Below are 22,200 nucleotides of genomic sequence, written 5' to 3'. Positions count from 1 at the left end.
GAGCCCCGTGCCGGCCGTGTTTCCCCCTCCTGTCGCCCCGACGTGCCGGAAGGCGGGCGAACCATACGGAGGGACCCCCCTCCCGTCAAGGCTCAATCCCCGGGCCTTTGCCGAGGGTGGCCGAGGCGGCCGGAACGGCCCGTGAAGCTGCCGTTCTATGCGGTTTCGCGCAGGGCTTCGGCCTCTTCCATGTCCACGGAGACAAGCTGGCTGACGCCGCGCTCGCCCATGGTGACGCCGAACAGGCGATCGACGCGCGCCATTGTGAGGCGGTGGTGGGTTACCAGGAGAAACCGGGTCTGCAGGCTGTGCGCCAGCTCGTCCACCAGATCGCAGAACCGGTCGACGTTGGAATCGTCCAGCGGGGCGTCCACCTCGTCGAGGATGCAGATCGGTGCGGGATTGGTCAGGAAGACGGCGAAGAGCACGGCCAGCGCGGTGAGCGCCTGTTCACCGCCCGAGAGCAGGGACATGACCTGCAGGCGCTTGCCGGGCGGGCTGGCCATGATCTCCAGGCCGGCATCCAGGGGATCCTCCGCCTCGGTCAGCCGAAGGTGCGCCTCGCCGCCGCCGAACAGTCGGGTGAACAGCCGGGTGAAATGGTGGTTCACCTGTTCGAAGGCCGTCAGCAGGCGTTCGCGGCCCTCGCGGTTGAGGCTGGAGATGCCCTGGCGGAGGCGGGCGATGGCTGCGGTCAGGTCCTCGCGTTCCCGTCCGATTTCCTCGAGGCGTTCCGACAGTTCCTCCGCCTCGGCCTCGGCGCGCAGGTTGACCGGCCCCATGCGTTCGCGCTCGCCGCGCAGGCGCTCGACCTTGGCGGCGACCTCCTCCTGCCGCGGCAGCTCCTGGTCAGGCATCAGGCCGGCCTGCTCCAGCAGGGCATCGGGCACGCACTCCAGGCGCTCGCGCACGCGCCGGGCATGGGAGTCGAGGGCCTGTTCCGCCTGTTCGACGCTGGCTTCGGCGCGCACGCGGGTTTCGCGAGCCTCGGACACGGCCTGTTCGGCCCGCTTGAGCGCCGTGTCGGCCTCGCGCTGGCGTGTCTCGCCGGAGGCCAGGGCATCTGCTGCGGCGCGCTGGGCCTCCTCGGCCTCGCCGATCTTCTCCGCCAGGGCTTCGCGGTGCTGCGCAATCTCCTCGGGCCGCGCGGACAGCTCCTCGATTTCCTGCCGAGCGGCCTCCTTGCGGGCCTCCAGCTCCTGCTTGTGCTGGTCGGATTCCGCCGCGCGCCGCTCCCAGGACGCGCGCTCGCGCTCGATGGCATCCAGGCGCTCCTTCCGCTCGCGCGCCTCGCGGGTGAGGCGCCCCAGTTCGGCGTCGGCTTCGTTGTGGCGATTGCGCAACTCCGTCAAGTTGCGCCGCGCCTCTTCCATGTCCGCGCGGGCAGCGGAGGTATCCGGCAGACCCGCCTGTTCGCTGCGAACCTCCTCCAGGCTGGCCAGCAGCTCCGCCTTTTCTTCCTCGAGGCCGGCGATGGTGCCTTGCAGAGCCTCCAGCTTGGAGGCCAGGGCCGTGGATTCGCGCTCCAGGCGCGCCTGGGTCTCGCGGGCGGACTCCAGGGTTTTCTGGTTGCTTTTCTGGGCCTCTCGGGTCTCGCGTTCCTGCTGTTCGGCGGTTTGCAGTTCCGCCTTCAGGTTCGCATCCTCCTGCTCGATGGCGGTTCTGGCGTGGTCGGCCTCCTCGAGCTCGCCTTCCAGTTCGCTCAAGCGGTTGCGCTGGGCCAGACGCTGGGCGCTGGCCGTGGGGGCCTCGGCCCGCGCCGTGTAGCCATCCCAGCGCCACAGATCGCCGTCGTGCGTGACCAGGCGCTGGCCCGGCGCCAGCCTGGGCTGCAGGCGGCGGGCTTGCTCCACACTGTCCACCAGGCCGGTCTGGGAGAGACGGCGGGTGAGCGCCGCCGTGCCGCCAACGTAGTGCGACAGGGGCGTGCAGCCTTCAGGCAGGTCGGGGGCGGAGTCGTAGTCGGGCAGCGCCGACCAGAAGAGAGGCGGCGTCTCGCTTCCCTCCGGATCCGATTCGCCGATCAACGGAGCTTCCAGGTCGTCGCCCAGAGCGGCGCCCAGGGCCGCCTCGTAGCCGCGTTCCACCGTCAGGGAATCGGCCAGCGGCGGCCCCCCTTCGCCGGCACCGCTTTCCAGCAGTTTCGTGAGCGTGCTGCGCTCGGTCTCCAGGCGGGTGCAGACCGCGGCCTGCTCGCGGTGGCGTTCGCCCACCTCCTCGCGTTTCTGGCGCAGGTCGCTGATTGTTGCGGTGGCCTGTTCCAGCGCCTGCTGCAGTCGCTCGGACTCGTCCTCGGCCGCCTTCAGGTCCGCGGCGGCATGGTCCATCGCCTCCTGGGCAGGGCGCTGGGCACGCAGGTCCCGTTCCTCGTCACTTTGCTGCGCGATGCGCTCTTCCAGGCGGCGGTGGCGTTCGGCCATGTCCGCCAGCCGGCGTTCCAGGGTGGAGCGCCGCGCCTCGTCGTTGGCGATGGCTTCGGCTTGCGCGGCGATCTCTTCCTCGCGGGCGGTCAACTCGGCGGCCAGGGCGTCGCGGCGGGCGATGGCCTCCTGGCGTGCCTCGTCATCGCCCTGGCCGGCTTTCTGCAGGCGATTCTGCTCTTCGTCCAGGCGCGTGCGCGCCTCTGCGGCATCTTCCGAGAGGGACTGGGCGCGCTTGAGATCGCTGTCGATCTGGGCAAGGCGCGCCTCGGCCTGGCTGCGAGCCTCGGTGACACGCGTTTCCTCGTCCTGCAGGGTGTCACGCTCGGACACCAGGCGCTGCAGGGCGGCCGAGGCGGCGGCTTCCTGCTGGCGCAATTCGGGCAGGGCGTTGGCGGCCGCGGCCTGTTCGCGGGCCGCCGCGGCGGCCTGCTCCGTCAGGTCCTCCACCGTGGTCTTCGCGGCCTTGAGGGCCTCGCGGGCGCGCTCGTCCTGGGCGCGCGCTTCGAGCCATTCAAGATGCAGCAGCAGGGCCTCCTGGCGGCGCAGCTGCTCGGCAATGTTGCGGTAGCGCGTGGCCTGCCGGGCCTGCTTGCGCAGGGATTGCAGCTGGCTTTCCATGGTGCCGGCCACGTCATCGAGACGTTCCAGGTTGGCTTCCGCGGCCTTAAGACGCAGCTCCGCCTCGTGCCGGCGGGAATGCAGACCCGAGATGCCGGCGGCTTCCTCCAGCAGCATGCGGCGATCCGTCGGCTTGGCGTTGATCAGGGCGCCCACCCGTCCCTGGCTGACGATGGCAGTGGACTGGGCGCCGCTGGCCGCGTCGGCGAACAGCAGCTGGACATCGCGGGCCCGGACCTCGCGTCCGTTGACCCGATAGGTGGAGCCCTTGTCGCGCTCGATCCGCCGGACGATCTCCAACTCGTCCTGATCGTTGAGGCTGGCCGGGGCCGTGCGGTCGCGGTTGTCGAGGGACAGCCCTACCTCGGCCAGGTTGCGCGGCGGACGATTGGCACTGCCGCCGAAGATGACGTCATCCATCTCGCCGCCGCGCAGACGCTTGGCAGAGGTCTCGCCCATGACCCAGCGGAGTGCCTCCACCAGGTTGGACTTCCCGCAGCCATTGGGGCCGACGATTGCCGTCGTTCCCGGCTCAATCAGCAGCTCCGTCGAATCGACGAAGGACTTGAAGCCGCTCAATCGTAGCCTGACGAACTGGACCAAGGCGTATCTTACCCTCTCAGCTAGCGCCGGCCGCGGTCCGCAGGGACGGTCAGCCGGTCAGGAGTCCTCCTGGACGTCCTCCAGAATGGCCGCGAAGTCCTCGTAGGAGCGATTGCCCTCGACCTTGCGGCCGTTGATGAAAAAGGTCGGCGTGGACTGAACCTCGTAAGTCTCGCGCGCCTGTTCCAGCGTGGCGAGGATTCCGTCCATTATTCCTTCGTCCTCGATGCAGCTGTTGAAGCGCTCCTCGCTGAGGCCCGCCAGGCGCGCATGCTTCTGCAGGGCGTCGATGGGATCGTCGGCGCGCGCCCAGTCCTGCTGGCTTTTGAAGAGCGTTGCCAGCAGGCCGAAGAAGGCGCGGTCCTTCTCCAGGCAGTCCGTGACCATGGCGGCACGCAGGGCCAGCCTGTCCAGGGGGAAGTGGCGAAAAACCAGCCGTGCCTTGCCCGCGTCCAGCCATTCGCTCTTGAGCTGGGGCAGGGTGTCGGTGTGGAAGCTGGCGCAGTGCGGGCAGGTCAGCGATGCATACTCGATGATGGTGATGGGCGCGTCCGCGTCGCCAATGACCCGGTCGCTGTCATCGACCGTTTCCGCACCGGCGGCCAGCGCCGGAGTCAGGCGCGGCAACAGCGGCACAAGGGCCAGGGAAGCTGCGGATAACAGTATATGCCTGCGTTTCATGATTTACCTACCATATCTAGTGGATGTTACGAGGTGCCTGTCCGATTCTCAAGACTGTAGATATCCACAGCCAAAGAGGTCACACCGCCAAGGATGTCCCTGCTCGTGGAGGTGCACAGCCCTGTTCCACTCCTGTGTCCCGCAACAATCTGGCAAAAGCAAGATCGCGCGTCTCAGGAGTCCTTGCGTTTCTGCCGCTTGGCTTCTACGGCCTCGGCCAGATGCTGCAGGGCGCTGCGCAGCTCGCTGTTGTCGATCTCCGTCAGCTGCCGCTCGAGTCGGGCCCTTTCGTCCGGCGGCAGGCTGGGGGGCAGCCTGGGCGCGGTGCGGGGGCGTTGGTGCGTTTCGCGAACAGGCGCCTGCTCGAGCCTGAGCCGGCTGACCAGGCTGTAGCCGAAATGGGTGTTCACGCGCTCGATGACCTGCGGTTCCTGGTGCTGGAGGTCGAGGGCATAGGCGGAATCCACGCGCAACAGCAGGGTGGCGCCGCGCCGTTCGGATCGTTTGGGAAAGCTGAGGCGAACGGGCTTGGCCTTGGCGGCGAGATCGGCGCCGACGATGGTCGCCCAGTCCAGGATGAGGCTGGCCTCGGCCCGGCTGCGCTTGGCCAGTGCCGGGGCCGTGACATCCCGCAGCAGTCGCGAGAGGCTGCGCGTGTAAGCGCCGCGTTCGGCAGGGTCCTTGGGAGAGGCGGCATTCACGCTGTCGGTCGTCCTCTGCAATGGTGGCCGGAATGCCCAGTCTTGCCTGTGCGTTCTTCTCAACTATAAGAGCCAGAATGACGTCTTCAAGCGCCCGTGATCCTTTTCCAGCAGCTGCAGCGGGCACGATCGCCCGCAGTCTGCTGGCCTGGTACGACCGCCAGGCCCGCGTGCTGCCCTGGCGCGCCCCGCCTGGAGAGCGGCCGCAGGCCTATCATGTCTGGCTGTCGGAGATCATGCTGCAGCAGACCACCGTGGCGGCGGTGAAACCCTATTTCGAGGCGTTCCTGGACCGCTGGCCGACAGTTGCGGACCTGGCCGCGGCCGATCAGGAGGCGGTGCTGACCGCCTGGGCCGGTCTGGGGTACTACGCACGGGCGCGCAACCTGCATCGCTGTGCGCAGGTGATCAGTGAACAGCACGCCGGTGTTTTTCCTCAAACGGTTGCCGCTTTGCGGGAGCTACCGGGAATCGGACCCTACACGGCGGCGGCCATCGCGGCCATCGCCTTTGACCAGCCGGAAGCACCGGTGGACGGCAACATAGAACGGGTGATCAGCCGCCTGTTCGCCATCGAGACCGAGCTGCCGCAGGCCAAGCCTGACATACAGGCATACATGCAGGGCTTGGTCCCGCGGGAGCGCCCCGGCGATTTCGCCCAGGCCATGATGGACCTGGGGGCCGGCATCTGCCAGCCGGCGCGGCCGCGCTGCATGCTCTGCCCGCTGCAGGAGAGTTGCGCCGGACGGGCGAAGGGCATCGCCGAGAGCCTGCCGCGAAAGGCAGCGAAGAAGGAAAAACCCCTGCGTCGCGGCGTGGCCTTCTGGCTGGTCCGGCCGATGGACGGCGCCGTGCTGCTGCGCCGGCGTCCGGAAAAGGGCTTGCTGGGCGGCATGACGGAGGTGCCGTCCACGGCGTGGGACTCGGAGCTGCCCGGGGAACGGGAGATCCTGGCCCAGGCCCCTCTGGCGTGCGACTGGCAGCCCCTGTCGGGGCAGGTCTCCCACACCTTCACGCACTTCCGGCTGCATTTGCAGGTCTGGGCGGCGCAGGGCAACGGCGAGGTCCCCGGGGGACGCTGGGTGCCGCCGGAGGAGCTCGACAGCCAGGCGCTGCCCACGCTGATGCGCAAGGTCATCGCCCATGCCCTGAAGCAGGGCTGGGCCTGAGAAGGGTGCGGTTCAGGACGCGCGCGGCGTTCAGTTGAGTTCGGCGCGCAGCTTCTGGCGCAGCACGTCGATGGGCACGGAGCGTCCCTCGACGTTCAGGTGCCAGAAGGTCCAGCCGTTGCAGGCGGTGGCCCCCTGGACGGCGGCGCCCACCTTGTGAATCGATCCGTGATGGTCGCCCTGGGGGCTGCTGCAGACCAAGGTGCCGTCGGCGCGCACCTTGGCGGTCAGCCGGCGGTTGGGATCATAGAGGACGGTGCCCGGCTCCAGCAGGCCGCGTTCCACCAGCCAGCCAAAGGGAATGCGCGGCTCCGCGCGCTTCTGCTTGATCTCCAGGAGTTCCGGATCGGCGAGCGGCTCCACGCGATCGATACGCTTGCGGGCCAGCTTGGCATAGCCTTCCTCGCGCTCGATGCCGATCCAGCGCCGGCGCAGGCGCTTGGCCACGGCCCCGGTGGTGCCGCTGCCGAAGAAGGGGTCGAGGACCAGCTGTCCGGGCTTGGTCGAGGCCATGACAACGCGGTGCAGCAGGGCTTCGGGCTTCTGGGTGGAATGGGCCTTCTGGCCCTCCTTGTCGCGCAAGCGTTCCTGGCCCGAGCAGATGGGGATCAGCCAGTCGCTGCGCATCTGCAGGTCGTCGTTCAGGGACTTCATGGATTCGTAGTTGAAGACATAGCGCGTGCGTTCGGACTTGGCGGCCCAAATCAAGGTTTCATGGGCATTGGTGAAGCGCCGTCCGCGGAAGTTCGGCATGGGATTGGACTTGCGCCAGATGACGTCGTTGAGGATCCAGAAACCCAGTTCCTGCAGCAGGCTGCCGACGCGGTAGATGTTGTGATAGCTGCCGATGACCCAGAGAGTGCCGTCGTCGCTCAGCGCATGGCGCGCGGCCGAAAGCCACTCACGGGTGAAGCTGTCGTAGGCCTTGAGGTCGTCGAACTTGTCCCAGGCGTCGTCGACCCCGTCCACACGCGAGTTGTCGGGGCGGGTGAGATCGCCGCCCAGCTGCATGTTATAGGGTGGGTCGGCGAAGATCATGTCGACGCTGCCGGCCGGCAGGTCGCGCATCAATTCTATCGAATCCCCGACCAGCAGCCGGCCGTCGCCGCTGTCCCGTTCAATGCTGTGTCGCGTATCGTTCGTTCCTGAAGCCGCAGACATGCCCCGTTACTCCCCCCGTGGCCAGATGTGGAGAGTATCCTGAGTCAGAGAGGATTCGCGGTCAAGTCTTTCGTGAGAATCAACCAGTTACAGTCTTGTTTTCAAGTCCGGACACAAGTTCTTGTATGGGCCGGAAGGAGCGACGGTGATATCTGCTCGGTCCGAGCCGTTCCAGGGCCCGCCTGTGCTCGGCGGTGCCATAGCCACGATTGCGGGCCCAGTGATAGCCGGGACAGCTTTCGTCCAGCTCTTCCATCAGGCGGTCGCGCGTGACCTTGGCCAGAACGGAGGCGGCAGCCACGGAGAGGCTGAGGCCGTCGGCCCGGGGCAGGGCCCGGTGCGGACAGGGCAAAGCGGGGGCGTGCAGACCATCCACCAGAGCAGCGTGAGGGGCGACTCCCAGCTCGGCCACAGCTCGTTCCATGGCAAGCATACTGGCCTGCAGGATATTGAGCTTGTCGATTTCCTCGACGCTTGCCTGGCCGATACCGCAGCCGCAGCTATTGCGGATGGCCTCGCAGAGGGCGGTGCGGCGTGACGCGGTCAGCTTCTTGGAGTCGTTGAGGTGCTCGAACGCAGGGCTCTCCGCAGCGTCGGGGGAGAGGCAAACGGCTGCCGCCACGACCGGTCCGGCCCAAGGACCTCGTCCGGCCTCGTCGAGACCGACGATTATCCGGTCGTCGCGGGCACCGAGTTCTGTCTCGAGACTGTAGTCAGGCATGTGGACAGACGCGTGCGCGCTGTCCCGTCACGGCGTCAGGCCGCCATGCCGTGACCATCGCTCCAAGCCTGGGTCTGCTTGCAGGAGGGGCAGATGCGTTCCCCAGGCCAAGCAGAACTGAAGGTTTGCGCGCACATGAGGCACTTGCGCTTCTTGGATACGTGCTGGCGGTCGCTCTCGGGTTTCTTCACACTTTCACTACGATTCCGGGCCATCAGATCTTCCTGTGTTATCGGCGTCTGTCCTTGTGACGAATTTATCGCATTCATATAAAGGAAGCTGATGCGTCATGGAACCTACATCTTGCAGCGCAGCAATGCATATACAGCATGGCACGCTGCTAAAGACGGCGGTTACATGACGTAACCTCCTAGAAAAGCTCGAATTGCCGCGGATCTCGGGGCTTGCGGAAACGAGTGCAATCCAAGGAGTGTTCCATCTGATTCAGCTTCAGCCGCTTCGTGGCCGCTTCGAAGCGCTGGTGCAGGAGATCGGCGAAAACTCCACGACCTTTCATCCGCGTACCCCAACGGCTCTCGTAAAGATGGCCAGAACGTGTCTCTCTGACAAGTTTAAGAATGCGATTTTTTCGTTCCGGCAGATGTGTGTCCAGCCAGGTCTCGAACAGCGGGCCCAATTCGTGGGGCAGGCGCAGCAGGACGTAGCCCGCCCTGTCGGCGCCGCGCTCGCTCGCGGCCTCCAGGATCGACTCCAGTTCGCTGTCGTTCAAGCCGGGAATCATGGGCGCGGAGAGCACGGTGACCGGGATGCCGGATTCGTTCAGGCTGTGGAGCGTGGCCAGTCGCTTCAGCGGGCTTGCGGCCCGCGGCTCCATGGTCCGGGCCAACCGGCCGTCCAGGGTGGTGATCGACAGGCAGACGCGCACGAGGTTCTCGGCAGCCATGGCCTGCAGCAGGTCGAGATCGCGCAGCACCAGTGTCGACTTGGTGATCAGGGTGACCGGATGTCGGGCTTCCCGAAGGACTTCCAGGACCGAGCGCGTGATACGCAGTTCGCGCTCCACCGGTTGATAGGGGTCGGTGTTGGAGCCAAGCGCGATGACCTCCGGCTGATAGGAGGGTTTTGCGAGCTCCCGCCGCAGCAGGTCCGCGGCGGCATGCTTGGCGAAGATGCGGCTTTCGAAGTCCAGTCCCGGTGACAGGCCCAGATAGGAATGACTGGGCCGCGCGAAGCAGTAAATACAGCCGTGCTCGCAGCCGCGATAGGGATTGAGCGAGCGCGACAGCGGGACGTCGGGGGAGTCGTTGTGCGAGAGGATGGAGCGCGCCGCGTCGGCATAGACAACGGTTTGCAGCCGGGGCTCCTCTTCCTCCAGGTCCCATCCGTCGTGCTCGCGGCGGCGGCTTTCCTGGTCGAAGCGTCCCTCGGGGTTGCCGACAGCGCCGCGGCCCTTGCGCGGGCCGTCTGCCGGGTGCCGAGTCTCCCTGGAGGGGTCTGGAGGTTTCCTGTCCATCCCCTCAGCTTAGCCTGAGGGTCAGAACAAAACAAGAACATTTTGTTCCCGGCCACCAATCGACCGCAGGGCGCTAGCCCGCGCTGCCGAGGCTGGAAGCGGCCTTGTTCTCCGTTTCGTGCAGGACGACGTCCGTGCGTTGAAAGGCCTTGTCGACCCGTTCCGGCCAAGTGACCGGCTTGTCCTGATGGCGCTCGAACTCCAGAAGGGATTCGCGCAATTCCTTCAGGGCTTCATAAAGCTCGCGCTCCTGGAGAGTGAAATTTTCCATGGTGGGAAGGTCCTTGTCGCCGGTGAGCCAGGAATTTCAGCGCTATGCGTAGCAGGTGGGAAGGGATGTCGCATGATCAAGGACGGCTTCCGGGTCGGGACACATGGCACTGTCCAGACCAAAAAAAAGCCGGGAACCAAATGGTTCCCGGCAAGTTGAACAGGGAGGCTTCACGTCTGGGAGACGTAGGACCCTCTGCGCGAGGGACGCGCTCGAAGGCCCTGTGTCCGGATGGGATCCGGACTAGAGTCCGGCGCTGGCGCCGGGCTCTCAGGGATGTTGCGTCGCAACATCGTCTGATTGGAAAAATGGGATTTTCCGGGCCGATTGTCTATGCACAAACGGACAAACGGGCCATGCGACTGTCGCATAGCTACACACCTGTTGCCGGAAAACAACAGATATGCGCCCTGGAAGTGGATTACATGCGCGAATCCGCAACCTGACGGAGCAGAAAGTCGCGGAAAACCTCGATACGCTGGGTGCCGCGCAATTCCTCGGGATAGACGAAATAGGCGTCGATCCGCGGCCCTTCCATGTCCGGCAGGATCTTCACCAGGTCGCTGTCTTCCTGGATCATGTACTCCGGCAGGCTGCCGATGCCCCCTCCGGTCGAGATGGCCTGCATGATGGCGTAGATGTTGTTGACCGTGAGGGCGGGCCGCCGCATGCCCGTCGCCGTCCCGGTGCGCAGCAGCCAGTTGACGTCGGGAACGGGCGGCCGGGTGTCCTGCCCGTAGACCACGAGTCGATGCTTGTCCAGTTCCTCGACGCTCTGGGGCAGGCCGTGCTTCTTCAGGTAGGCCGGCGAGGCGTAGGCCTGGATATGGACGTTCAGGAGGTGCCGCTGGATCAGGTCGCCCTGGCGCGGCGGCGACATGCGGATGGCGACGTCGGCTTCCCGCATGGAGAGATCCAGCTCACGGTCATCCAGGATCATGTGAAGCTCGATGTCCGGATACAGGTCCATGAAGTGGCGCAGGCGCGGTGCCAGCCAGGTGGAACCGAAGGCGACAGTGGTGGTTACCTTCAACAACCCGCGGGGGCGGTCGCGGCTTTCGGTCAGCTGTGCCTCGGTAATGGCCAGCTTGGCAAAGACCTCGTGCGCTGTCCGGTAGAGCAGTTCGCCCTGCTCGGTGAGAATCAGGCCGCGGGCGTGGCGGTGGAAGAGCGGGACCTTGAGGCTTTCCTCCAGGGCGCTGATCTGGCGGCTGACTGCCGATTGGCTGAGATTCAGGACCTCACCCGCATGGGTGAAGCTCCCCGCTTCGGCAACGGCATGAAAGATGCGCAGCTTGTCCCAATCCATGAAACAAACGGCCCGATCCCTGTACGGGCGGACCTCCCCCCTTGGTTGTAAATTCGAGCCACACGATTTTCGTCGGCCAGGATTCCTCCGAGACCGGAACGGAACACTAAAGGAAAATCCGTTCGTTCGCGATCTGTTTTGAAAGGAAAAAGGCTAAAATGCAGCTTGCGGGCGCAGCGCATCAAGCCGGAACTATTCCGCCGCTGCGCTGGTGACTTCCTGCGTCGCCAGGAAGCGTTCGGCTTCCAGGGCGGCCATGCAGCCCATACCCGCCGCCGTGACCGCCTGGCGATAGACCTTGTCCTTGACGTCACCGGCGGCATAGACCCCGGGAACGCCGGTATCGGTCGAGTCGGGCGCGGTGATGATGTAGCCCTCGTCATCCATGGGCAGTTGTCCCTGGAACAGCTTGGTGGCCGGATCGTGGCCAATGGCGATGAACAGGCCGTCGGTCTCGATCTCCTGGGTGCTGCCGTCCTGCGTGTTGCGCAGGCGCAGGCCGGTCACACCCGGCGGGTTATCCTCACCCAGCACTTCTTCGACGACAGAGTTCCAGATGAAGTTGATCTTGGGATGGCGGAACAGGCGCTCCTGCATGATCTTTTCCGCGCGCAGCTCGTCGCGTCGATGGATCAGGGTCACGCTCTCGGCAAAGTTGGTGAGAAACAGCGCTTCCTCGACCGCCGTGTTGCCACCGCCGACCACGGCGACCTTCTTGCCGCGGTAGAAGAAGCCGTCACAGGTGGCGCAGGCGGAGACGCCGGCACCCATGAAGCGCGATTCGCTTTCCAGGCCCAGCCAGCGGGCCTGGGCGCCGGTGCTGATGATCAGCGTGTCGCCGGTGTATGTCGTGCCGGAGTCGCCGTGGCAGCGGATCGGACGGCTGTCGAGCTCCACCTTGACGATGGTGTCGGTGATCAGTTCCGTGCCGACGTTGTGCGCCTGCTGCTGCATCTGCTCCATGAGCCAGGGGCCCTGGATGGCCTCCGCGAAACCGGGATAATTCTCGACGTCGGTGGTAATGGACATCTGCCCGCCCGGCTGCAAACCCTGGATCAGAACCGGCTTCAGGTTGGCGCGCGCGGCGTAGACGGCCGCCGTGTAACCGGCCGGGCCGGAGCCCAGGATGAGAACCTTGCTGTGCTGTGTCTCGCTCATGACGTTCGTGCTCGTGTCTGCTGGTTTCGCCGGGAAACAGGTGTCGGCGGCCCTGCGCGGGACGTCGGGATGCCACTGTTGAGAGGCAATCTAGTCCCTGCGCAGGCCGCTAACAACCCATGGCGCCAAAGGCCGTGTGTTTTATTTTTCCCGACTCCGCACAGCGAAAGTCATGCCGGCGGAGTCATTGAATACCAGGGAGCACCTGATATGGCTGCACCCTTCACGCCGACTTGGCGAAGGCCTTGACCAGCTTGACCACCTGGTTCTTCAAGTCGCCTTCGGGAATGGCGTTGATGGCGCGGGCCAACTCGAGACTCTGGCGGCTGAGAGGCGGTTCCTTGGGCATGGGAGCCTTGTTTCCCGGCCCCGAGAGGCCCTCGAAGAAATAGGTGACCGGCACGCCCAGTGCCTTGCTCATGTCCCAGAGTCGGCTGCCGCCTACGCGGTTGGCCCCGCTTTCATACTTCTGGACCTGCTGGAAGGTGATTCCCAGAGCTTCCGCCAGGGCACTCTGACTCATGCCGAGAGACACGCGCTTCTCGCGGATCCTGCGGCCGATATGAACGTCTGTTGGGTGGTACATGATGTTATTTACCCTAAAGTAGTGTCTTCCATTTTATGATTGTACGCACACTGCCATACACGCAGGGTCTACCATACAACCTTTCGATGACAAACGGTAATATTTTCTGCAGGAAATTCGTCGAATGGGCGTATCGACTTTCAGGCGCCGTTGTGTCTCCCGTGTCATAAAGTCTCTCGTGCCGGGGAGCTCTCGTATTGCTTGGCTTGCATAGCAGGGGAATGAAGTAATATTCTTGCGCAGCTCATCGTGCCGCGACTGAAACGGGTCCAAGTGCCTTCAGGGAAGGCTTCCGTCTGTCGGGCACCCGAAACACCTTAAGGGAGAACCCTCCATGCCCCGCGTCAAGCTGGACCGCATCGACATGCGGATTCTCAAGGACCTCCAGGCGGAGGGGCGCATGACCAACGTCGACCTGGCCAAGCGGGTGGGCATATCCGCTCCCCCGTGCCTGCGACGCGTGCGCGCACTGGAGGAAACCGGCTATATCAAGGGCTATCATGCGGAAGTCAATGCCGAAGCCCTTGGTTTCGAGGTCATGTTCTTCGCCCTGGTCGGACTCGATAGCCAGAGCGAGATCGTACTGCAGCAGTTCGAGGAGACCATGGCCTCGTGGCCGGAAATCCGCGAATGCCACATGGCCCGTGGTCCGCACGACTTCGTCCTCAAGGTGGTCGCCCGGAACACGGCCCACGAGAACGAAGTGACCCAGCGCCTGACCTCGGCGCCACATGTCTCCACTGTCCTGACCGTCCAGGTCATTCGCACCTCCACCGACCGGCCGGGCGTGCCCATCGACGAGATGGCGGCGCCGCCGGCGGAGGAAAGCGAATAAGGGCCCGCAGAGGCGGGCCCAGTTCGGATGTAGCGGTCAGATATACCGGATCTTCAGGATTTCGTAGGCCTTGGTGCCCTTGGGTGTGGTGACCTCGACGGACTCCCCTTCCTGCTTGCCGATGAGGGCGCGCGCCATGGGGCTGGTCACCGCGATCCGGCCTTCCTTCACTTCGGCTTCGGTTTCGCCGACGATCTGGAAAGTGGACTCCTGGTCCGTGTCCTCGTCGGCGACCTCGACGGTGGCGCCGAACATGACGGTATCACCGGACAGCTTGGACGGGTCGATGACCTGGGCGCGCGAGATCTTGTCCTCCAGTTCGGCGAGCCGCCCCTCGATGAAGGACTGGCGTTCGCGGGCGGCATGATACTCCGCATTCTCGGACAGATCGCCGTGTTCACGGGCCTCCGCGATCGCCTTGATGACCTCGGGGCGCGCGACACTGCGCAGGTGCTTCAACTCTTCCTCCAGGCGAGCATAGCCGCTGGCCGTCATGGGAACCTTTTCACTCATCTCGACGAAAAAATCCTCCGCAATTGCAGTGGAAATCCCACTGACCCCGCCGGGCCCAACCCCGCGAGGGTTTGTTCAAATCGCTGTTTCGGCCGGTTTCGGAGACCCCGAGCCCCTAGAACGAACCCTTAAAGTACGATTGCAATGGCGCAACTTCAAGATGACCGGTTCGTGCTGCCTCGATCGCCTGCACGGCGGCTTCGGCTCCGGCCATCGTGGTGTAGTAGGGGATCAGGTTGGTGAGCGCCGTGCGCCGCAACGAGAAGGAGTCGGCAATCGCCTTGCGCGTGGCCGTGGTGTTGAACACCAGCTGGACGTCGCCGTCGATCATGCGGTCGACGATGTGCGGGCGGCCCTCGCGCACCTTCTGGACCCGTTCCACCTGCAGGCCGCGTTCCTCCAGGTAGCTGGCCGTCCCGCTGGTGGCGACGATCCCGAAGCCCAGCGCGATCAGTTTGCTGGCCAGTTCGGTGCTCAGCGGCTTGTCCTCGTCACGCACGGAGACGAAGACCCGCCCGCTCTGCGGCAGCTTCACACCCGCCCCCAGCTGGGATTTCAGGAAGGCGCGCGCGAAATCACGGTCGATGCCCATGACCTCGCCGGTGGATTTCATCTCGGGGCCCAGGACCACGTCGATGCCGGGGAAGCGTGCGAAGGGGAAGACAGCTTCCTTCACCGCCACATGGCTGCGCTTGGAGCGTTCCAGGTTGAACTGCGCCAGGTCGGCGCCGGCCATCACCCTGGCCGCCACCTTGGCCACGGGCACGCCGGTGGCCTTGGCGACAAAGGGGACCGTCCGGCTGGCGCGCGGATTGACCTCCAGGATGTAGATGTCGCGGTCCTGGACAGCGAACTGCACGTTCATCAGGCCAACCACGTCGAGTCCCCGTGCCAGCTCGGCGGTCTGGCGCTCGATCTCGGCGATGAGGTCGTCATCCAGCGTGTAGGGTGGCAGCGAGCAGGCCGAGTCGCCGGAGTGAATGCCGGCCTCCTCGATATGCTCCATGATGCCGGCGACGAAGACGTCCCCGCCGTCGCAGATGGCGTCCACGTCGATCTCGGTCGCCTCGCGCAGGTAGCTGTCGATCAGCACGGGATTGCTGCCGGAGACCTTCACGGCGTTGCGGATGTAGTTGCGCAGCTCGCCTTCGTCATGGACGATCTCCATCGCCCGGCCGCCCAGCACGTAGGAAGGGCGCAGCAACACCGGATAGCCGATGTGTTCGGCCCAGCGCACGGCCTCCTCGAGGGTGCGCGCGGTGCCGTTGGCCGGCTGTTTCAGGTCCAGCTTGTCGAGTAGCTGCTGGAAGCGGTGGCGATCCTCGGCCAGGTCGATGGCGTCGGGCGAGGTGCCGAGGATGGGCACGCCGGCCGTTTCCAGGGCCTGGGCCAGCTTGAGCGGCGTCTGGCCGCCGAACTGCACGATCACGCCGCGCAGGCGACCCTTGCTCTGCTCCTTGCGGGCGATGGCGATGACGTCCTCCTCGGTCAACGGCTCGAAATAGAGCCGGTCCGAGGTGTCGTAGTCGGTGGAGACCGTTTCCGGGTTGCAGTTGACCATGATGGTCTCGAAGCCGCCCTCATTCAGGGCATAGGCGGCATGGACGCAGCAGTAGTCGAACTCGATGCCCTGGCCGATACGGTTGGGGCCACCGCCCAGGATCATGACCTTGTCCCGTTCGCTGACGTCGGCCTCGCATTCCGCGGTATGGCCGTCGCCGCCTTCGTAGGTCGAGTACATGTAGGAGGTCTGCGCGGGAAACTCGCCGGCGCAGGTATCGATCCGCTTGTAGACCGGCCGAACGTCCACGGCCTCGCGCGCCGCCGTGGTCGCGGCTCGTCCCTGGCCCGTGATTTCGCCCAGGCGGGCGTCGGAGAATCCCTTGCGCTTGAGGGCGAGCAGTCCGACCGCGCTGTCCGGCAGTCCGTTCCGGCGCAACCGCTCCTCATCGCGCACGAGGTCGGCGATCTGGTCCAGGAACCAGGGATCGATGTGGGTGGCGCGATGCACCTCCTCCTCGCGCAGTCCGAACCGGAAGGCCTGGGCCACCGCCAGCACTCGCTCCGGGATCGATTTGGTCAGATGGGTCAGGATGGCCTCGCGGTCCACTTCGCCGTCCTCAGTGGTAGCGCCGGGAATCTCGACCTCGTTCAGGCCGGTCAGGCCGGTTTCCATGGAGCGCAGGGCCTTCTGGAAGGACTCCTGGAAACAGCGGCCGATGGCCATGGCCTCGCCCACGGATTTCATCGAAGTGTTGAGCAGGGCCTCGGTGCCGGCGAACTTCTCGAAGGTGAAGCGCGGGATCTTGGTGACCACGTAGTCGATGGTCGGCTCGAAGGAGGCCGGCGTGACCTTGGTTATGTCGTTCTGCAGCTCGTCCAGGTGATAGCCGACGGCCAGCTTGGCGGCGATCTTGGCGATCGGGAAGCCGGTCGCCTTGGAGGCCAGCGCGCTGGAGCGCGAGACGCGGGGATTCATCTCGATGACGACCATCTCGCCGGTCTCGGGATTGACCGCGAACTGGACGTTGGAGCCCCCGGTGTCCACCCCGATCTCGCGCAGGCAGGCGATCGAGGCGTTGCGCATCAGCTGGTATTCCTTGTCGGTCAGCGTCAGCGACGGCGCCACGGTGATGGAGTCGCCGGTATGGATGCCCATGGGGTCGATGTTCTCGATGGAGCAGATGATGATGCAGTTGTCCGCGGCATCGCGGACCACTTCCATCTCGTACTCCTTCCAGCCGAGCACCGACTGCTCGATCAGCACCTCGTTGGTCGGACTGGCGCGCAGTCCGTTCTTGACGATCTCCTCGTATTCCTCACGGTTGTACGCGATACCGCCGCCTGTACCTCCCAGGGTGAAGGAGGGGCGGATGATGGCCGGCAGCCCCACCAGGTCGAGCGCCTCCAGGGCTTCGTCGTAGCTGTTGATCATGCGCGAGGCCGGACTCTTGAGCCCGATGTCGTCCATGGCCTCGCGGAAGCGCTGGCGGTCCTCGGCCTTGTCGATGACGTCGGCATCGGCGCCGATCATCTCCACACCGTATTTCTCGAGTACACCGTACTCGTACAGCTTGAGAGAGGCATTGAGGGCCGTCTGGCCACCCATGGTGGGCAGCAGGGCATCAGGGCGTTCGCGTTCGATCACGCGTTCGAGAAATTCCGGCGTGATGGGCTCGACATAGGTGGCGTCGGCCAGGCCGGGGTCGGTCATGATGGTGGCGGGGTTGGAGTTCACCAGGATGACCCGGTAACCTTCCTCCTTGAGCGCCTTGCAGGCTTGGGCACCGGAGTAGTCGAACTCACAGGCCTGTCCAATGATGATGGGGCCGGCCCCGACGATGAGAATGGATTGGATGTCTGTTCTTTTCGGCATGCGAGCACTCGAAAGCTGCGCCGCGCTCAGGCGGCGCGAGGCCAGATGAATCGGAAGTCTGTCTGCTGAGGCAGGCTATGTGCCAGAAGACGCCCCGGAAGGAAAGGGCGAAGCCGGTCGGTGCAGGAGAAAAAGCCGCCTCGGGACGCTCAGCCCCAGAGGGCGTGCGAGGGCGGCAGGATGCGGCTGCCCTCGAAGATCAGGCCGGGAGAGCAGTCCTGGCTGAGCAGCAGGGGGCCGTCGAGGTCGACGATCTCCGCACCCTGGGCCAACAGCAGGGCGGGCGCCATGGCCAGCGACGAGGCCAGCATGCAGCCCACCATGATCTCGTAGCCCTCGGCGCGGGCCTTTTGGCGCAGCTCCAGCGCCTCGGTCAACCCACCGGTCTTGTCCAGCTTGATGTTCACCATGTCGTACTTGCCGCCCAGTTCGGGCAGGGACGCCGTGTCGTGGCAGGACTCGTCGGCGCAGATCCGCACGGGTCGCGGCAAGTTGCGCAGGCTGGCGTCCTCGCCGGCGGGAAAGGGCTGCTCGATCATGAAGACCTGCAGCGCCGCCAGCTCGTCCACCAGGGCGTGGTAGTCCTCGACCGTCCAGCCTTCGTTGGCATCGACGATCAGGCGGCTGTCCGGCGCGTTGGCCCGGACCGCGCGAACACGCTCGAGATCGCCTTCGCCGGCGAGTTTCAGCTTGAGCAGCGGGCGCGCGGCATTGTTCGAGGCGGCATGGCCCATGGCGTCGGCCGTGTCCAGCGACAGAGTATAGGCGGTGGTCACGGCCTCGGGCTCCTCCAGCCCGCAGAGCGTCCACACCGTGGTGCCGCTCTTCTTGGCCTCCAGGTCCCAGAAGGCGCAGTCCAGCGCGTTGCGCGCCGCGCCGGCCGGAAGGGCCTGGCGAATCTCCTGATTGTCCGTGATCTCTCCCGCTTCGAAGGCCGGGACCAGGGACTCAAGCTGGGCGGTCACCGACTCCAGGCTTTCGTCGTAACGGGCATAGGGAACGCATTCGCCACGGCCGCGCACGCCCTCCTCGAAAAGCTCGGCAATGACCACCTCGGCCGCGCTCTTGCTGCCGCGCGAGATGCGGAAGCTTCCCCGAATGGGCCAGGAGGCAGTATGCGTTCTCAGGGTAATGGAGCGGGACATGGCCGGCTTTCGGACGAGGAGGGAAAACTGGAGCGGGTGAGGGGAATCGAACCCCCGTCGTCAGCTTGGGAAGCTGCTGCTCTACCATTGAGCTACACCCGCAGCGCACCACTTGTGAACAGCTACAACAAGATTGCCCGAAAGGCAATGTCAGCACGCAACCGACCTCTTTCAAGACAAGGCCTTTATTCCGGTGCTCCGGATGCCCACTTGCGCAAGGGGGGACGAGACATCATTCCTGGTGCCAGGAGATGCGAAGCAGTGGAAGCAGGACGATGTACAGCCAAACGACAAGTGCCATAACGGTTTCCGTTACGCCCTACTTCATCGAGGAACAGTCGGCGCCGGACCAGAATCAGTATGTCTGGGCCTATCACGTGACCATCAGCAACGAAGGCACGCAAACGGTGCAGTTGCTGAACCGCTATTGGCAGATCACTGATGCCAACGGGCATGTGGAGGAAGTGCGCGGGCCCGGCGTGGTCGGCGAACAGCCCGTCCTGGAGCCGGGTGCCAGCTATGAATACACCAGCGGTGCGCCCCTGGCCACGCCCAGCGGCATCATGGTGGGCAGCTACGAGATGGCGACGCAGGAGGGCGAGCGTTTCGAGGTCGCAATCCCGGCCTTTTCCCTGGACAGTCCCTACGAACAGATGAAGGTCAATTGACTCGCCGCACCTGACGGCCTGTAATCCTGTTAGCGTTCCTGTGCGTATACCCGGCGTGTCTGAACCAGACTCGTGCCCTGTATGCCTTTATGAAACGGGGACCGTCGCAATGCTGTGCCAAGGAGTGTGTGTGTGAACAGCAGCCAGATATCCCGAGTGAAGCCCGCCGCCAGCGAGGTGCCCGTCACGCCGGCTCGCCCGAGCCGCACGGACGCCGAGAAGGCCGTGGAGACCCTGATTCGCTGGGCCGGGGACGACCCCGGGCGCGAGGGGCTCAAGGACACCCCGGAGCGAGTGGTGCGGTCCTATGAGGAGTTCTTCGCGGGCTATGCCCTCGATCCCGTGGAGATCCTGAGCCGGACCTTCGAAGAGACCGATGGTTACGACGAGATCGTGCTGCTCAAGGACATCGATTTCGAGTCCCACTGCGAGCATCACATGGTGCCGATCATCGGCCGGGCCCACGTGGCCTACCTGCCCAAGCGCCGCGTCGTCGGGATCAGCAAGCTGGCCCGCGTGGTGGAGGCCTATGCCAAGCGCCTGCAGATCCAGGAGAAGATGACTGCACAGATCGCCAATACCATCCAGGAGGTGCTGGAGCCGCGCGGCGTTGCCGTTGTGGTGGAAGCCGAGCACCAGTGCATGACCACCCGCGGGGTGCACAAGTCCGGTGTGGGCATGGTAACCAGCCGCATGCTGGGCGCCTTCCGCAACAATCCGGACACCCGGCGCGAATTCCTCTCCCTGGTGGGCCGGCCGGGCAGCCACTGAGTGCCAAGATACTCAATTTCGGCATCCGGCACTTCCCCGCTGTGCACGGTGGTCGGACGAGCGCCTCATGGATGGAATTGTGCGTCGATCCCGGATTCGCTCAGTCGGCTCGGCACACAATCCGCGCAAAGCCGTCGCAGCTCTCGTCGCTGCAGACTCGTCCAGCCCCGATGACATAGGTGGGGGAGCGGTCTCCTATATTGAGTGCCGAACTCTGGGCCGTTGCCTCATCATACCCGGCGAGCACACAGAAGGCATCGGCCGCCGGCTTGCCACAATCGTTTCCCCACCTTCGGCACCAATCAACCCGGTAGCCGCCATACTCGGGCTTCCGGAATATCTTGGAGGCCGGGGCCTGTACCTGCTCCGGTATATCGCCTCCTTTCGCGATGCGGCCGCGATGAAGCGTGCGGTCGGTGCCGCCTGCAACCAACCAGTAGCGATCGCTCTGGCCGTCGTTGGCCGCAGCGAGATCCTGCATTCCGACCGGTGCCTCGCCGAGCCGCACCCACGCAGCATCCTGTCCACGCTCGGTATTGCGCCAGAAGGATCCGTCATCGTTCACGGCGAAGAGTGCTTGGCGGACAGCGGCAATGTCCCGTGCCGCGTAGGGCCGGCCTACACGATCCCAGCCTCCGTCTGAGCCACTGCTCATGTTCTCCCAGAGCGTCCGGTCGTCATTCAAGGCCCACAGCCTCGGAAAGTCGAGTGTCGGGTCCTCCGTGGCCGCAATCCTGTCGGCGGCGTGCGGTCGGCCTGCCTGCCGGAGATCGCCGCTGCCTGTGATATACCAGAGCTCCCGATTGTCCTTCTGGAAGTACACGATGTCCGCGCCACAGCTGATCGATTTTGCTCCCGGAAGACGCCGAAGGCGCTGCCACGCTGCTTCCCCAAGGTTACGGGCTCTCCACAGGGCATCATTGCCTGTCAGGGCGTAAAGATCACCGGTATGGCATGCCGCGATATTCTCCGTATCGGGTGGAAGGCGTCGATCGATCGGCTGCCAGTCCACACCCTCGCGGAGAACACGTTCGTACCAGGCCCCGAGATCGGGCCGCTCGTTCCCGCCGCCATCGGTGCCGCCAGGCCCCCATGAGACGAAATAGCGGCCACCGACACTTTCGGTTCCCTGCGCCGTACCTACGAGAACACGGGTCGCGTGGAACGTGCCGGGCAGCCGGCTCCAGAACAGCGGCCCTCCGGAATCGCCGGGAATGACCTGTGTCCCGCCGGCTCCCCGCACCAGCATCTGGTTGGGCCGTCTCGTCCCGAAAGAGGTATGCGGATAGTCCTCGTAGGTTCCGGTAGCTTTCTGACGGAAGCGTGGCGCCGATGTCGTGTCGGTACCGCCCCAGCCAACCATCGTAAACGTCTTGCCTCTCCAGAACCGGCCAGGATTCCGGTCCCCCGGCACCTCCGTCATCACCGGCATTGGTATGGCGACGGAGAGTGGAACGGGCTTATCGAGGCCGAGCATGATGACATCCGCAAATCCCGGATGATTGTAGAAATGCGCGCGCGCAGTGTACTGAAAGTTGTTGCGGTCGTTGCCGAAGCGTATCCGCAGCCCGTTGGCGTAATCGAACAGCGGATACCATTGCCCGGGCATTTCCCAGTCTGTGCCACCGTCATTGGTGGCGGGAAGGCCGCTCATGGGCGCACTATGATTCACGCAATGTCCTGCCGTGACGACGATCCGAGGCGCAATCAGGGTGCCCGTACATCCGCCCCCCACCATAACCACGGCATTCGAGATGGGATCGTCCAGGTCTCGTGTCGCGTTCGACAGTTCGAACTGCGTGCTGTCGATAGTATCCTGCGCCTGGGGTGAAGCACAAAGGGACATCGCACAGATCGAAACTGCCAGAAGCCCGGTTTGAAGAACTGCCTTTGAACGTGGCATGTCGCTCTCCTTCAAAGCTGTAGCCCACGGGAGCTATCGACGGTGCCGGATCGGAACGCGTTCGCATGGGTCACGCACCGCCGATTATCGACCGACCAGCTCCACCCGTCGGTT

Annotated in this window: 18 protein-coding genes and 1 tRNA gene; 4 read left to right on the top strand and 15 right to left on the bottom strand. The window is 64.9% G+C overall.

Translation table 11 applies throughout. The features are described 5' to 3' along the window. Window positions 1-155: 155 nt before the first annotated feature. The 3 genes from smc to ACFOW6_RS03595 all read right to left on the bottom strand — a co-directional run bounded on the left by smc (window position 156) and on the right by ACFOW6_RS03595 (window position 5,047). A complete protein-coding gene (gene smc, locus ACFOW6_RS03605) occupies window positions 156-3,644 on the bottom strand; it encodes a chromosome segregation protein SMC (RefSeq protein WP_382420957.1) in 3,489 nt (1,162 codons plus the stop codon). A gap of 57 nt (window positions 3,645-3,701) precedes the next feature. Continuing rightward, window positions 3,702-4,325 (bottom strand): DsbA family protein, encoded by a 624-nt coding sequence (locus ACFOW6_RS03600; protein ID WP_382420956.1) that lies wholly within the window; start codon window positions 4,323-4,325, stop codon window positions 3,702-3,704. Window positions 4,326-4,498: 173 nt separating this feature from the next. Then, a complete protein-coding gene (locus ACFOW6_RS03595; RefSeq protein ID WP_382420955.1) occupies window positions 4,499-5,047 on the bottom strand; it encodes a DUF721 domain-containing protein in 549 nt (182 codons plus the stop codon). A gap of 56 nt (window positions 5,048-5,103) precedes the next feature. Between ACFOW6_RS03595 and mutY the strand changes: the two genes are divergently transcribed. Further along, window positions 5,104-6,195 carry an A/G-specific adenine glycosylase gene (gene mutY, locus ACFOW6_RS03590; protein WP_382420954.1) on the top strand — a complete coding sequence of 364 codons (1,092 nt, stop codon included), beginning with the start codon at window positions 5,104-5,106 and terminating at the stop codon, window positions 6,193-6,195. Window positions 6,196-6,225: 30 nt separating this feature from the next. Here the strand turns inward: mutY and ACFOW6_RS03585 are convergent, their stop codons facing one another. The 7 genes from ACFOW6_RS03585 to ACFOW6_RS03555 form a co-directional block, all read right to left on the bottom strand. Continuing rightward, window positions 6,226-7,263: a site-specific DNA-methyltransferase gene (locus ACFOW6_RS03585; protein WP_382421010.1), complete on the bottom strand. Its 1,038-nt coding sequence runs from the start codon at window positions 7,261-7,263 to the stop codon at window positions 6,226-6,228. Between the two features lie 172 nt (window positions 7,264-7,435). Next, a complete protein-coding gene (locus ACFOW6_RS03580) occupies window positions 7,436-8,077 on the bottom strand; it encodes a ribonuclease HII (RefSeq protein WP_382420953.1) in 642 nt (213 codons plus the stop codon). 370 nt (window positions 8,078-8,447) lie between these two features. Continuing rightward, entirely contained in the window at window positions 8,448-9,551 is a 1,104-nt protein-coding gene (locus ACFOW6_RS03575; RefSeq protein WP_382420952.1) for a PA0069 family radical SAM protein, read from the bottom strand. 73 nt (window positions 9,552-9,624) lie between these two features. Then, on the bottom strand, window positions 9,625-9,822 hold the full coding sequence (locus ACFOW6_RS03570) for a hypothetical protein (protein WP_382420951.1): 198 nt from the start codon (window positions 9,820-9,822) through the stop codon (window positions 9,625-9,627). Window positions 9,823-10,243: 421 nt separating this feature from the next. After that, entirely contained in the window at window positions 10,244-11,131 is an 888-nt protein-coding gene (locus ACFOW6_RS03565; protein WP_382420950.1) for a LysR family transcriptional regulator, read from the bottom strand. Between the two features lie 192 nt (window positions 11,132-11,323). Continuing rightward, a complete protein-coding gene (gene trxB, locus ACFOW6_RS03560) occupies window positions 11,324-12,289 on the bottom strand; it encodes a thioredoxin-disulfide reductase (RefSeq protein ID WP_382420949.1) in 966 nt (321 codons plus the stop codon). Between the two features lie 223 nt (window positions 12,290-12,512). Further along, on the bottom strand, window positions 12,513-12,875 hold the full coding sequence (locus ACFOW6_RS03555) for a helix-turn-helix domain-containing protein (RefSeq protein WP_382420948.1): 363 nt from the start codon (window positions 12,873-12,875) through the stop codon (window positions 12,513-12,515). Window positions 12,876-13,209: 334 nt separating this feature from the next. Here ACFOW6_RS03555 and ACFOW6_RS03550 point away from each other — a divergent pair, with 334 nt between their 5' ends. Further along, entirely contained in the window at window positions 13,210-13,710 is a 501-nt protein-coding gene (locus tag ACFOW6_RS03550) for an Lrp/AsnC family transcriptional regulator (protein ID WP_382420947.1), read from the top strand. Window positions 13,711-13,746: 36 nt separating this feature from the next. Here the strand turns inward: ACFOW6_RS03550 and greA are convergent, their stop codons facing one another. The 4 genes from greA to ACFOW6_RS03530 form a co-directional block, all read right to left on the bottom strand. Continuing rightward, window positions 13,747-14,223 (bottom strand): transcription elongation factor GreA, encoded by a 477-nt coding sequence (greA, locus tag ACFOW6_RS03545; protein WP_382420946.1) that lies wholly within the window; start codon window positions 14,221-14,223, stop codon window positions 13,747-13,749. Between the two features lie 115 nt (window positions 14,224-14,338). Beyond that, window positions 14,339-17,599 (bottom strand): carbamoyl-phosphate synthase large subunit, encoded by a 3,261-nt coding sequence (gene carB / locus ACFOW6_RS03540; RefSeq protein ID WP_382420945.1) that lies wholly within the window; start codon window positions 17,597-17,599, stop codon window positions 14,339-14,341. 149 nt (window positions 17,600-17,748) lie between these two features. Beyond that, window positions 17,749-18,744: an N-acetyl-D-Glu racemase DgcA gene (gene dgcA / locus ACFOW6_RS03535; RefSeq protein ID WP_382420944.1), complete on the bottom strand. Its 996-nt coding sequence runs from the start codon at window positions 18,742-18,744 to the stop codon at window positions 17,749-17,751. 28 nt (window positions 18,745-18,772) lie between these two features. Further along, window positions 18,773-18,846 (bottom strand) — tRNA-Gly (locus tag ACFOW6_RS03530). Window positions 18,847-19,019: 173 nt separating this feature from the next. Between ACFOW6_RS03530 and apaG the strand changes: the two genes are divergently transcribed. Both apaG and folE read left to right on the top strand, forming a co-directional pair. Next, complete coding sequence (gene apaG, locus ACFOW6_RS03525; protein WP_382420943.1) at window positions 19,020-19,412, top strand: Co2+/Mg2+ efflux protein ApaG; 393 nt, start codon at window positions 19,020-19,022, stop codon at window positions 19,410-19,412. A 156-nt stretch (window positions 19,413-19,568) separates the two neighbouring features. Beyond that, entirely contained in the window at window positions 19,569-20,183 is a 615-nt protein-coding gene (gene folE / locus ACFOW6_RS03520; protein WP_449267349.1) for a GTP cyclohydrolase I FolE, read from the top strand. Window positions 20,184-20,283: 100 nt separating this feature from the next. Here the strand turns inward: folE and ACFOW6_RS03515 are convergent, their stop codons facing one another. Further along, window positions 20,284-22,086: a trypsin-like serine protease gene (locus ACFOW6_RS03515; RefSeq protein WP_382420942.1), complete on the bottom strand. Its 1,803-nt coding sequence runs from the start codon at window positions 22,084-22,086 to the stop codon at window positions 20,284-20,286. Between the last annotated feature and the right edge of the window lie 114 nt (window positions 22,087-22,200).

The organism is Fodinicurvata halophila, from assembly GCF_042651425.1.
GTDB lineage: Bacteria > Pseudomonadota > Alphaproteobacteria > Kiloniellales > DSM-21159 > Fodinicurvata > Fodinicurvata halophila.
This window is presented reverse-complemented; position numbering and strand designations above follow the sequence as displayed.